At 63.2% G+C, this 12,006-nt stretch carries 14 protein-coding genes; 8 read left to right on the top strand and 6 right to left on the bottom strand.

Going from position 1 to position 12,006, the window contains the following annotated elements; all coding sequences use genetic code 11:
* Window positions 1-112: 112 nt before the first annotated feature.
* On the bottom strand, window positions 113-382 hold the full coding sequence (locus P0D96_RS15280) for a DUF4148 domain-containing protein (protein WP_132383061.1): 270 nt from the start codon (window positions 380-382) through the stop codon (window positions 113-115).
* A 280-nt stretch (window positions 383-662) separates the two neighbouring features.
* Here P0D96_RS15280 and P0D96_RS15275 point away from each other — a divergent pair, with 280 nt between their 5' ends.
* The 3 genes from P0D96_RS15275 (at window position 663) to P0D96_RS15265 (ending at window position 2,878) form a co-directional block, all read left to right on the top strand.
* On the top strand, window positions 663-1,385 hold the full coding sequence (locus P0D96_RS15275; RefSeq protein ID WP_408181905.1) for an anti-sigma factor family protein: 723 nt from the start codon (window positions 663-665) through the stop codon (window positions 1,383-1,385).
* 150 nt (window positions 1,386-1,535) lie between these two features.
* Window positions 1,536-2,054 (top strand): sigma-70 family RNA polymerase sigma factor, encoded by a 519-nt coding sequence (locus P0D96_RS15270; RefSeq protein ID WP_012426855.1) that lies wholly within the window; start codon window positions 1,536-1,538, stop codon window positions 2,052-2,054.
* Complete coding sequence (locus tag P0D96_RS15265) at window positions 2,051-2,878, top strand: anti-sigma factor family protein (RefSeq protein ID WP_408314119.1); 828 nt, start codon at window positions 2,051-2,053, stop codon at window positions 2,876-2,878. Before P0D96_RS15270 ends, P0D96_RS15265 begins: the two co-directional genes overlap by 4 nt.
* Window positions 2,879-2,967: 89 nt before the next feature.
* On the opposite strand, the gene P0D96_RS15260 is transcribed toward P0D96_RS15265, so the two are convergent.
* Window positions 2,968-3,906 carry a helix-turn-helix domain-containing protein gene (locus tag P0D96_RS15260; RefSeq protein WP_408314117.1) on the bottom strand — a complete coding sequence of 313 codons (939 nt, stop codon included), beginning with the start codon at window positions 3,904-3,906 and terminating at the stop codon, window positions 2,968-2,970.
* A gap of 205 nt (window positions 3,907-4,111) precedes the next feature.
* Between P0D96_RS15260 and P0D96_RS15255 the strand changes: the two genes are divergently transcribed.
* Complete coding sequence (locus tag P0D96_RS15255; protein ID WP_408314115.1) at window positions 4,112-5,029, top strand: NmrA family NAD(P)-binding protein; 918 nt, start codon at window positions 4,112-4,114, stop codon at window positions 5,027-5,029.
* A gap of 14 nt (window positions 5,030-5,043) precedes the next feature.
* On the top strand, window positions 5,044-5,247 hold the full coding sequence (locus tag P0D96_RS15250) for a hypothetical protein (protein ID WP_408289487.1): 204 nt from the start codon (window positions 5,044-5,046) through the stop codon (window positions 5,245-5,247).
* A 128-nt stretch (window positions 5,248-5,375) separates the two neighbouring features.
* Here the strand turns inward: P0D96_RS15250 and ribA are convergent, their stop codons facing one another.
* Entirely contained in the window at window positions 5,376-6,026 is a 651-nt protein-coding gene (gene ribA, locus P0D96_RS15245; protein ID WP_116121574.1) for a GTP cyclohydrolase II, read from the bottom strand.
* Between the two features lie 270 nt (window positions 6,027-6,296).
* On the opposite strand from ribA, the gene P0D96_RS15240 reads away from it, so the two are divergent.
* On the top strand, window positions 6,297-6,740 hold the full coding sequence (locus P0D96_RS15240; RefSeq protein ID WP_408289484.1) for a CBS domain-containing protein: 444 nt from the start codon (window positions 6,297-6,299) through the stop codon (window positions 6,738-6,740).
* 371 nt (window positions 6,741-7,111) lie between these two features.
* Here the strand turns inward: P0D96_RS15240 and P0D96_RS15235 are convergent, their stop codons facing one another.
* Both P0D96_RS15235 and P0D96_RS15230 read right to left on the bottom strand, forming a co-directional pair.
* A complete protein-coding gene (locus P0D96_RS15235) occupies window positions 7,112-7,456 on the bottom strand; it encodes a DUF4148 domain-containing protein (protein WP_408285937.1) in 345 nt (114 codons plus the stop codon).
* A 282-nt stretch (window positions 7,457-7,738) separates the two neighbouring features.
* Complete coding sequence (locus P0D96_RS15230) at window positions 7,739-8,380, bottom strand: DNA-3-methyladenine glycosylase (protein ID WP_408314113.1); 642 nt, start codon at window positions 8,378-8,380, stop codon at window positions 7,739-7,741.
* A gap of 418 nt (window positions 8,381-8,798) precedes the next feature.
* Between P0D96_RS15230 and P0D96_RS15225 the strand changes: the two genes are divergently transcribed.
* Both P0D96_RS15225 and P0D96_RS15220 read left to right on the top strand, forming a co-directional pair.
* Window positions 8,799-9,161 carry a BON domain-containing protein gene (locus P0D96_RS15225; protein ID WP_132383043.1) on the top strand — a complete coding sequence of 121 codons (363 nt, stop codon included), beginning with the start codon at window positions 8,799-8,801 and terminating at the stop codon, window positions 9,159-9,161.
* 472 nt (window positions 9,162-9,633) lie between these two features.
* Window positions 9,634-10,716, top strand: coding sequence for a calcium:cation antiporter (locus tag P0D96_RS15220; protein ID WP_132383041.1), 1,083 nt, complete (start codon window positions 9,634-9,636; stop codon window positions 10,714-10,716).
* Between the two features lie 66 nt (window positions 10,717-10,782).
* Here P0D96_RS15220 and P0D96_RS15215 read toward each other — a convergent pair whose 3' ends face one another.
* Window positions 10,783-11,676 (bottom strand): LysR substrate-binding domain-containing protein, encoded by an 894-nt coding sequence (locus tag P0D96_RS15215; protein ID WP_132383039.1) that lies wholly within the window; start codon window positions 11,674-11,676, stop codon window positions 10,783-10,785.
* Between the last annotated feature and the right edge of the window lie 330 nt (window positions 11,677-12,006).

The raw sequence follows: 12,006 nt of genomic DNA, 5'->3' as shown, positions 1-12,006 counted from the left end.
GAAAACTCCTCTCTCGGATAGATGCGCTTACCGGGCTAACACGCGATGCAGCGATCTATTCCATTCGATATCCGGCGCGCCCGTTCCAGTCGCGCGCCGGGGTATCGGCACTTCAATTGACGCTGCCTGCCTGCGCGTCCTGGCTCGCAACATGGTTGGCGGCTGCCGCTTCTTTGGCGAGTGCTTCCTTGTGCTGCGCGACCTGCTGCGCGAACACCGGGCTCACGTCGGGATACGATGCATCGGTGACGTAATTCAGGCCGTTCTGCTGGGCCTGGATCAATTCCTGGTACACCTCAGCACGCGTCTTGCCTTGCGCGAAAGCGCTCGACGAAGCAGCGAGAACAGCAACGGACAATGCGGCAAAAGCGATCTTCTTCATGATGAACTCCAGTGAGTTTTGTGCGGGTTTGCATGAGGGAGAACCACGGGTCCATGGCTTTTATTCCTGCCTCGAAGCGTCAGAAAAAACATATCCGGAAGCGGGAATAAACCGGCGCGCAATCGGGTTAGCTCGTGCTTCGGCAGCGCGCTGAGGGGCGCATGAATGTGCGCTCGCGGCCGCCCTGCGGCGTTGAAATTGGCGTGCGAACATATGGAATAAACTTGGGTGTGTGCGTGTTCGCCCCTTCGCTAGCCGAACTCCCTCGCACGCCGACATCATGACCACTGACGCCCCTTCCGATTCGCCGCTTTCCGAAGCGGACATTCAGGCCTACGCCGACGGCACGCTGACGCCTGAGCGCGCGGCATTTCTGCGGGACTATCTGGGCAAGGATCCAGCGGAGGCGCGCCGGGTGGCGTTTTACGGCAGGCTGAACGCGCAGATTCAGCAGGCTTTCCAAACAACTGACGAACCCGTGCCGGGCCGCGTCAAAGGATGGCGCCGCGTGTTGGAGCGCATCAACACGGGAAAACGGACCCGCAAGGTGGTCAACACGCTGGCGGCGCTCGCGCTGACGCTAGCGGTGGCAAGCGGCTGGCTCGCCGCGACTCAGGTGTCCGCCCAGGCGCTGAACAACGCCGCGGTGATGGCATTGGCCGAAAGCGCCGCCGGGCAGTTTTCCGCTGCGTCGCCAACGCGCGCCGATCCGTCCGCGCCAAATCTTTCGGCGATCGGGTTGCGCCTCGTGGACCAAAAAGTGGTGGCGCTGGGCCCGCTTCAGCGGGTCAGCGAATTCATCTATCTGAACGGCGACAATCAACCGGTGGTGCTGCTGTCGGCTTTGGCATTGTTCGCGCCGGCGCAGGCGCAGTGGTCCGCGAGACGCATCGGCGAGATTCGCCTGTTGCTGTGGACCGCGCAGCGGCAGCGTTTCGTGGTCGCCGGCGACGCCCGCACCCACGGCCTGATGCGCGCCGCCGACGCGATGACCATGCGATGACGGGGTGTTGAGTGCGGCACGCATTTCACGCTCTCAGACACCACGGCGGAATAAAATGCGCGCACGTGTGTTCGCATCTCGAATGCGTCTTTTCGCGCGGCAAGAGAACGCCTTCTTGCCCGCGGAAAAACTCCACGATTGGGATACAAAATGGATGTCCGTGACGAGTTGATGGAGCATGTACCGCGTTTGCGGCGCTATGCACGAGCGTTGATCAACAATCGCGACCTCGCCGACGATCTGGTGCAGGACACGCTCGAACGCGCGCTCGGCCGCACCGGCATGTTCCAGCCGGGCACCGACCTGCGCGCGTGGCTGTTTACGATCATGCACAACGTGTTCGCCAATCAGGCGCGCAAGGCTTCGGCGCGCGCCGTCCACGTGGCGGTCGACGACGAAAGCGTGTCCGAGAGCGAATTCGCCGTGCCCTCCGAGCAGACCCGCTCGCTGGAAATGCGCGACCTCGACTACGCGCTGCAGCGCCTGCCCATGGAGCAGCGTGAAGTCGTGCTGCTGGTGGGGCTCGAGGAAATGAGCTACGCCGACGTGGCGCTCGCGCTGAACATTCCGCTCGGCACGGTGATGTCGCGGCTGTCGCGCGGACGCGAACGGTTGCGGGCGTTGATGGCGGGCACGCAGCCCGGTGCAAAATTACAGGTGGTGCGATGAGCGACCAAACTATGCCGATCGGCGAAGAAGACCTGCATGCGTACGTGGACGGCACGCTGTCCGACGAACGCCGTGCCGATGTGGAGCGCGCGCTCGAACAGAACCCCGATTTGGCCGCGCGCGTCAGCGATTATTTTTCGCTGAACAGCATGTTCCACGAGCGCTACGACCGCGTGCTGAGCGAGCCCGTGCCGAAGCGCCTGCAGGCGCCTGCGCCGCGCCGCTGGCGAATTGCCGCCAACTGGCCGCAATTCGCCGGAATGGCGGCGGCGCTGGTGATGGGCGTGGGCATCGGCGTGGGCACGCATATGGGACAGGACGTGATCGCGCCGGTTGCAAGTGGCCACTCGGACACGCGGCCTGTCAGCGCGGACAGCTCGGAAATGTTCGCGCGGCAGGCGGCGGTGGCGCATGTGGTCTACATGCCCGCCGTCGACCGGCCGACCGAGATGAGCACCGACGATCACGAACAGGATTTCGTGCAGTGGCTCTCCAACCGTCTCGGCACCAACGTGCATCCGCCGATTCTGTCGAAGAGCGGTTTCAATCTCTCGGGCGGACGGCTGCTGCCCGGCGCCGACGGACCGACCGCGCAGTTCATGTATCGCGGGCCGAACGGCGAGCGCGTCACGCTGTGCATCTCGCGTCGCCAGCAGAACTCGAACACGACCGCGTTCAAGCTGTATCAGGACGGCCCAGTGAACGTGTTCTACTGGATCGACGGCGATTTCGGCTATGCGGTGTCGGGCGGAATCGACCGCAAGCAGTTGCTGCAACTGTCGCATGACGTCTATTCGCAGTTGACGGGCGCAGCGCCGGGTTGATCGGTGCCCTGCACTACGGTGTGCGTTTCAGCTTCCCGGCGCGCGGCCTCGATCCAGTGAGGCCGCGCGCATAACGTCGTTGCGAGGGTCTAGCGCGGCGTAGCAATGCGGCGGGAATGGCTCGAATCGAACTCGACAATGCTGCCTGAATTCGCACTCGACCTGATCAGCTCGCGCGGCGTCACACCCAACAAGCGGCCCATCCAATGCGCCATATGGCTCTGATGCGCGAAGCCCGTATCGAGCGCGATCTGACTCGCGTTGAGCTTACCTTGCAGCAGCAGCGTTCGCGCGCGCTCCACGCGCCGCTGCACCACGTATTGATGCACCGGCATGCCAAGCGTCTCGCGAAACAACACCTTGAAATGCGGCACGCTCAACGCGGCGAGTGCGGCCAGTTCGCTCAGCGTGAGACGCTGGTCCAGATGCGCTTCGATAAACTCGATCACGCGCGCGGCCGTTTTCGGCGCGAGCGTGCGCCGCTTGTTATCGAGCGTCGGCGCACCGCCGATCAATCGCACCACCATCGCCGTACACAGGCTTTCGGCGTAGAGCGGATCGGATGCCTCGTCCGCTTCGAGTTCGGCGCGTAAGGCCCAGGCGAGATGCTGAAAGCGCGGATCGCGCAGTTGGAATTGCGGGCGCAGTTGCGCATCGCTCGATTTCAGCGACAGTTGCTCGACGGTCCGCTGCGCGAACGCTTCGCTGATCCACACGCTGAAAATCGTGCAGGCGGCTTCATCGCTCCACTGCCCGTCGAGTCCGGCGGGAATGACGTCGGCGTCGCCATGCGCCTGGATTCGCGAGTAGCGCCGCTCGTTGCACAGGCAGCGTGCCTTGACGGGCGCGCCGACATGCACGCCCACCCGGTGATATTTGAACGCGGGAATACGGTGCAGCCCGGCCGACACGTTGACCAGTTCCGCGCCGAAGCCTTGCCAGCCGAGCAGCCTGCTCGAACGCAATACGACGCGGGAACCGCTATGCGGCTGTGGTTGCAGTCCAGGTATCGGTGTCACTGCATTCATTGCTGCCCTCGTGGATGACTTCGAGTGTGTCTGCATTGTGCGACGTTTCGCGCGGCTTCGCTCGACTCTACGAGATTCAACGCGTCTGCTCCGGCGCGGCAAGCAAAACCGTCATCCGAATCTGCTCGGTGCGATCCTTGCCCGCGCGTTTCCCCGCTGCCGCGCCTCTAAGATGAGGCCATACCGAGCTAACAAGGAGCGCAACGTGTTCGTGATTTTGGGAGCAGCCGGCAATGTCGGCACAGTGAGCGCGGCGGCATTGCGCCGGGCGGGCCGCAACGTGCGTGCGGTGGTCCGCGATAAAAAACAGGGCGAATTCCTCGCCGGGATCGGCTGCGAGATCACCGTTGCCGATCTGCTCGACGCCGCAACGGTGGCGCGCGCAATCGAAGGTGCGCATGCAGTGCAACTGCTGTGTCCGTTGCCGCGGGGACACGCCGATCCCGCACAGGCGATGCGGCGCATGATCGACGTGAGCGTCGCGGCATTGCGCGCCGATCCGCCCTCTCGCATTCTCGCGCTCTCCGACTACGGCGCGGAACATGCGGCCGGCACGGGCATCACCACGCTGTTTCACCAGCTTGAAACGCAACTGCGAACGGTGGACTCGCAGTTGACGTTTCTGCGCGCCGCCGAACACATGCATAACTGGGCACGCGTGCTGCCGATCGCGCTCGCGAAAGGCGCGCTGCCGAGTCTGCATCATCCGTTGAGCAAGCGCTTTCCGACCGTCGCCGCACAGGACGTGGGCGTGCTGGCCGCCGAACTGTTGCTCGACGATGGAGTGCAGCCGGTCTCGCCGCGTGTCGTGAGCATCGAAAGCGATGAGCGCATCAGCGCATTGGACGTGGCGCGCACGATCAGCGAACTGGCGGGCCGTGCCGTCGTAGCACGTGAAGTGCCGCGCGGCGAATGGGCCGCGGTGCTGCAAGGCGCGGGGCTCGGCGAAGGCCACGCGCGTTTGATCACCGATCTCTACGACGCGCACAACGCGGGTCGTATCGATGTCGAAGCGGATATCAGCGAACGTCGCTTCGGCGCGACGACGCTAGGTGAAGTATTGGCAGCGATTCTGCCGCGCGTGGCCACGGCTGCGGCAACCGCCGACGGCACCGCTCGTTAGAGAGGAGAGACCGCATGCATACCTGCCCTTTGCTACGTACATCGGTCGACGCGCGCAAGGTCGCGTCCCAACACCGAACGCGATCGACGCGCATGAACACGCGCGCGCACCGCTGGCTGGCGATATCGGCAAGTCTTGTGGGATGGCTAGGCTGGCGCGCGCTGCAAGACGTGCTCAACGCAATTCCCGACAGCAACGACGACTTCAGCCTGTTCTGATCCGCCGCGCTTCGATGTATCGAAGGCGCAAAGCAAAGCGCCCGGCATGCCGGGCGCAAGATATCGACGAATCCGCCGCTACAACGCCGGCTGCCGTTCACACACGGCGGCCGGCACAGGCACGTGGTTCATTCGTTCTCGTCGAAGTAATGACCGAACTTCACCTGCTTGGTGCGGATATAACGCTCGTTTTCCTCGCGCATCGGAATCGCCAGCGCGACCCGCTCGCACACCGGAATGCCATGCTTGGACAGCGTGTCGAACTTCTCCGGATTGTTGCTCATCAGACGCACGGACGTGACCTTCAGCGTGCGCAGAATGCCCGCGGCCGAATCGTATTCGCGCGAGTCGTCCGGCAAGCCGAGATCGAGATTGGCCTCGACGGTGTCGCGCCCCTGCTCCTGCAGCGCATACGCGCGAATCTTGTTCGACAGGCCGATGCCGCGCCCTTCGTGGCCGCGCAGATACAGCAGCACGCCGCAGCCTTCCGCCGCGATGTAGCGCAGCGCGAGGTCGAGCTGCTCGCCGCAGTCGCAGCGGTACGAGCCGAGCACGTCGCCGGTGAGGCACTCGGAATGCAGGCGCGTCAACACGGACGACTGGTTGGCGACGTCGCCCATCACGAGCGCGAGATGTTCGGCGCCGCTCTCGCATACGCGAAACACGTAGGAAGTGAACGTGCCGTAGCGCGTAGGAAGCGTGGCGGTGGCGTCGAGAATGACGCATTCGCCGTTGGGTGCGCCGTCTACTGCGGGCGACGGATCGTGAGACGTGAGCATGGCGTTAGACAATGGTGCTGACATGAACCCGATCAAACTGGGAATAAGGTACGGACTGGGAGTTTACCGCTAATCGGCCTGCCGCACCCGTATGCCCTTGCATGGAGCACGGAACCGCTGTCGCGGTGCGCCGCTACCCGAGTTAAACGCAGCGCGCGCCACAGGTATTCCCGAAGTACCCCGGTGGCGCGTCACGCCTATACTGGAATGGCCTGTCCCTCACGACAGCGCGCCGCGCCGGCGTGCTGCACTGCGAAACGGAGCCGCTCCATGACAAGCGTTGCACAGCTTCTTAAAACGAAACCGAACAACACCACTGTTTTCACTGTCGGGGCCGACGACTCAGTCTACGAAGCGATCAAGCTGATGGCCGAAAAGGGCATCGGCGCGCTGGTCGTCACGGACGGCGAGAGCATCGCCGGAATCGTCACGGAGCGCGACTATGCGCGCAAGGTCGTGCTGATGGACCGCTCGTCGAAGGCCACGCCGGTGCGCGACATCATGAGCAAGGCCGTGCGCTTTGTCCGCCCCGATCAGACCACCGACGACTGCATGGCCCTCATGACAGAGCGGCGCATGCGCCACTTGCCCGTGATCGACAATGACCGGCTGGTCGGCATGGTATCGATCGGCGACCTGGTGAAGAACATCATCGCCGAACAGCAGTTCACCATTCAGCAGCTCGAGTTCTATATTCACGGCGAGCGGCCCTGACCTGATACGCACGCCGCGGAACCGACGCGCAAAAAAAGCCCAATCCGTGAAACGGTTGGGCGAAGCTACCTTGCGGCAGCGGAGGTTCCTTGACTTGTGGGCCGCGACTCGCGCGGCCCGGCTGTCTTGTGGCGCTCGCGGCGCTGCTGCCGCGTCGCGCTCGAATCAATTCGACGGTCGGAAGCGTGCGCGCCATCAATGCGGCGCGCATGTCGATACCGACTTCACACTGCTTGCTGACAGACTACTGCATCTCGTTCGAGGCGAAACGTCGCCCGGTTGATGCGCGCGCTTTCGCCTCGATCGACGTTATGCAAGGGCCTCTGCCACTACGGCTTGAATCCAGGCCCGCAAGCGGCTCCCTCGCTGGCTTAGTTACCGAAGTACACCGACTTCGGGCCCGACATCGGCTGAACCACGCCGCCCGCTTGCGACGAACCACTTGTCGCACCACCGTAACCGCTGGTATCGGCGACCGGCTCCTGGGTCTGCGCGACGGCCGGGTTCTGCGCCTGTACGCGCTGTTCGGCAGCCTGAATGTCGGCCGGATAGGTCGAGTCGTTCGACGCACCCGGGTTGTAGCCGGCTTGTTCGACCCGGATCAGATCGGCGCGAACTTCCGCGCGGGTGATGGGCTGTTGGCTCGACTGAGCGAACGAAGCGATCGGAGCGGCGAGAACGGCTGCAATGGCGACTGCCTTGATGAGCGATTTCATGATGATTTACCTCCAGACCTGGATTTATTTGCGACGCTTGCCACACCATGTGAGAAGCGAGTGATTTCAGTCTAGTCATCAGATCGCCAAGGGAAAACCCTAGATTTCGAGATACATAATTGTCGCAATCGCAAGAATGGGTCGAAAATTACTGCAAGCCTCAATCCGAATAGCATGTTTGGCGTAATAATTGTCGGGATCGTAACCCTTTGTGTCTGAAGTTTCAAAAATACATCTGATCTGAGCGTGTTCTGCCGGCATACGCATGATCGCCGGGCAAATTTACGCCCTCTTCGGCGCACCGGATTGGGGCGTCAGCAGGAGCTTGCGCGGCCCGCTGACAAAGGCGCTGCCGGGTTCGAAAAACCTGAGCGGCCGATGCATTTCGCGCGCCAAGCCAATGCGCGTCGTCACCCCCACCGGCACTTCGCCCCGCTCCATGACGCCGATCCACAAGCTGCGGCCCGAGCACAGATCCCAGCCGTCGAACGCCGGGCCGATGCCGAGCGCCATCGTGAGCCGGCCGGGTCCGCGCGCGAGATCGCGCAACGGCACGCCGGGCCGCCGCGCTTCCATGAGCGGCAGGCCTTCGAGCGGCTCGATTGCACGCAACAGAATACCGGCGCCGACCTCCTCGGCTTCGGCGGACATGTTGAGCATGTACGACAGCCCATAGGTGAGCCGCACATACGCGTGACCCGGTGCGAGAAACATCGAACCGTTATGCGGACGTCGGCCCATGAACGCATGACTGGTCGAATCGCCGAGCGGATACGCCTCGGTCTCGACGATGCGTCCGCTCATGCGCCCTTCGGGCAGATCGTGCACGAGGTATTTGCCGATCATGAAGCGCGCGAGTTCGACGGTATCGAGCGGTAATTCGTCACGAAGCAATGGCAGGATGGGAAGTTGATGTTTCCGCATGCGTTAGGCCTTATTCTTAAAGCGCATGGTGTGGGACTCAATAGCTATGCAAACGGTATGGGATGGGATGCGTGCAACCGCGCCGTCGCGAGCCGCCAACGGCGCGAGGCAACGCTCTGGTTCCAGCGGTTGAGCGCCATCGGTCAGTTTTCATCGGCCCATTCGTTGTACCAAAACCTCACTTCCGTGCTGCGCTGCCATCACCATGGCACTAATTGGAGTATCGTGTGTTTCCGGCCTGCAGCACAGCCTTTGCCGGCTCGCGTGTGTTTCGGCCCGCCCGAATCAGCATACAGATTGAAAGCATTCGCACGATCCGCAGCACCGTTCCATTCAGTTTTGATCCCGATGTACCTGCTGGTGTAGCGCACTGCCTCATTCGGGGGCGGTTGTACCCATGACAATAGGAGAGAGTTGAATGAAAGCATTCCCGGCAATCAAGATGATCGGCAGCGCGCTGATCGTTCTCGCGTCCCTCAATGCATATGCGCAAACCAGCGACGCCGCAGCTCCGGCCGCGGCATCGGAGTCGGCGCAACCGACGGCCAAGCAGACCAAGGCGGCCAATCGCGCCCTGGGACGCAAGGTCCGCACTGCACTGTCGAAGACCAAAGGCCTGAGCGTGGCGAACATCACCGTGCGTGCACGCGGCGGCGCAGTGACGCTGGCTGGCTCCGTGCCCGAGCAGCAGCAAGTCGACCTGGCCACTCAGGCGGCGCAAGGCGTGGCCGGCGTGACGTCGGTCAAGAACGCCCTGACGATTCGTCCGGTCGGCCAGTAATCGAGTGAACCTGCTGTAATCACATAGCCGGACGCCAATGCCCTGTCACAGGGGCGTTGGCGCCACCGGAGCGGTTTCGCCGCACGCGGCACCCGTAGTATCCTCGACACACCGGGGTTCGCCCGACATCCCGCGTTTAGCCGACGGAACCTTAATGCCTACCGGTCGCCGTAGCCACCGCGCATTCGTCACACACCAGCCACGTCCGCCACGCGTTATCCGCGCAATTCTGCGTGACCCGATCCCTTTCTCCAGCAGTCGCCGTTTGCGCTACAGCATGCCGGACGCACGCCATCGTCGTGTGTCCCTGAGCATGGACAAAGCCACGATCACGAACAATTATCCTTTATAATTTAACGTGTTAGGGCGTATTGTTTAGAAGTTGCATGAACATATGCGCTCGCTTCAAGCCAAGGCGGAAGCCGTTCGCGCCCCGCCGGGCCACTCAATACAAGCATTAAAAGGAAGCCCAATGACCACGCCTGCGACCGTTCTGCCCCGCTGGACCATTGCCGTGCCATTCGTCGCGTGGATCGTGCTCGGTATCGCGTATGCCATGCCGGACAGCGGCCTGCTGCTCGTGCTGGTCGGCGTGGCGTTGTGTGCCGCGGTCTTCACGGCGGTGCACCATGCGGAAGTGGTCGCGCATCGGGTCGGCGAACCGTTCGGCACGCTGGTGCTGGCGGTGGCCGTCACTGTGATCGAAGTCGCGCTGATCGTCTCGGTCATGCTCACGTCCGGTCCGGAAAAGGCCGGTCTCGCGCGCGACACGGTATTCGCCGCGGTGATGATCGTCTGCAACGGCATTGTCGGCATTTGCCTGCTGGTGGGCGGTATCCGCCATCGCGAGCAGGATTTTCAAAGCCGTGGCGCCGCTGCGGCGCTGGCCGTGCTCGCGTCGCTGTCCGTGCTGACGCTGGTCATGCCGAACTACACCACCACGAACGTCGGCCCGGTCCTGTCGTCATCGCAACTGGCGTTTGCCGGGGTGTCGTCCCTCGTGCTGTATGGCGTGTTCGTGTTCGTGCAAACCGTGCGCCATCGCGATTACTTTCTGGCCGGCACGCCGGACGAGGACGTCCATGCCGCGCCGCCGAGCGCCGGCCAGGCGATGGCGGCCGGCGGCTTGCTGCTGGTGTGCCTCGTCGCGGTGGTATTGCTTGCAAAGGTGCTCTCGCCGGTGGTCGAAACCGCGGTCAAGAATGCGGGCGCGCCGGCCGCCGTGGTCGGCATTGTGATTGCCGCGCTCGTGTTGCTGCCTGAAGGGCTGGCCGCGGTGCGCGCGGCGCGCGCCGACCGTTTGCAGAACAGCCTGAATCTCGCACTCGGCTCGGCGCTGGCCAGTATCGGCCTGACGATTCCGACCGTCGCCTGCGTCTTTCTGTACACCGGCCAGCCGCTGGTGCTCGGCATCGACGGCAAGGAAACCGTGCTGCTCGTCCTCACGCTGATAGTCGGCACGCTCACGCTCAGCTCGGGCCGCACGACGATTCTGCAAGGCGCCGTGCATCTGTCGCTGTTCGCGGCGTATCTGTTTCTGTCGTTCGCGCCTTGACCTTGGGCGCCAGAGCCTGAAAGAGCGGCGTCGGGTCGGCTGACCCACGCCGCCGCGCCAGCCGGACTACTCTTCCCAGTGCGCCGCGATCCAGTCGCGGAACAGATTCAGCTTCTGCTGATGCGCGACCGAGTCCGGGTAGACGAAGTAATAGCGCCAGCCGGTCTTGAGCACCGTATCGAACGGCCGCACGAGACGCTTGGCCGCCACGTCCTCGTCGATCAGCGCAAGATCGCTGATCGCGACACCGAACCCCTGTAACGCGGCGTTGGTCGCCATATCGAGCGTGTCGAAGCTCGGGCCGTGCTCGGCGTCGATCGCCGCGGCGTGCGCGGCATCGATCTCGGTTACCTTGGCAAGCCACATCTTCCAGTCGCGATGATCGCGCGTGGGATGCAGCAGCGTGTGGCGCGCGAGATCAGCCACCTCGGCAAGCGGCTTGTCTTTCAGCAGATCGGGCGCGCACACGGGCGTCAGACGCTCCTCGAACAACGGCACCGCCTGCACGTCCGCCCCCGGCGACGAGCCGTAAATGATTGCGGCGTCGAACGGTTCGAGCTGGAAATCGACGTCGTGCTGCCACGTGGTCGTGATCTGCACGTGCAGTTCGGGATACTCGGCCTGGAAGCGCATGATCTTCGGCAGCATCCAGCGCATCACACAGGTCGGCACTTTCAGCGCGAGATCGGTGCGCTGCCGGGTAAGGCGCAGCGAAATTTCCTCGATGCGCGCGAAGCTCTCCTTCACGGCCGGCAGCAACAATTCCCCTTCGGCGGTGAGCGTCAGGCCTTTCGCGTGGCGCTTGAAGAGCGGAAACTTGTAGTAGTCCTCGAGCGCGATGATTTGCCGGCTGACCGCGCCCTGCGTCAGGCATAGATGGTCGGCGGCGCGCGTGAAACTGCGATGCCGCGCCACGGTTTCGAAAATCTGCAGCGCGTTGAGCGGCGGTAGGCGGCGCATCGTGGGTGTCCAGTACGATCAGGAAAAATCATTGCGTGGGCGTGGCGGCGCGGGTCGTCGCCTGCCGCCAGAATGCCTCTCGCGGGCCTACAGGATACGCGATCACAAATTGCCGCACGAGCAGCGGTGAACACGACGGTCATGCATTCGGCTCATGCCGATGCCAAAACTTGCCGTTAACCAGGCCAGCATGCACCGGCACAGGGCAAAACACGTCCGCAACCGCACCAGAACCGAGCTTTCCTCATACCTCCACGAGGGCGCGAATCGTCGACGAAACATGGACGTTAACCCGCATGCGCTACTGCCTCGGCGCTCCCGCCCTCTGAC

The organism is Paraburkholderia sp. RL17-347-BIC-D, from assembly GCF_046027915.1.
Classification (GTDB): Bacteria; Pseudomonadota; Gammaproteobacteria; order Burkholderiales; family Burkholderiaceae; genus Paraburkholderia.
Note: the sequence above shows the minus strand (reverse complement) of the source record. Positions and strands in the feature narration are given on the sequence as shown.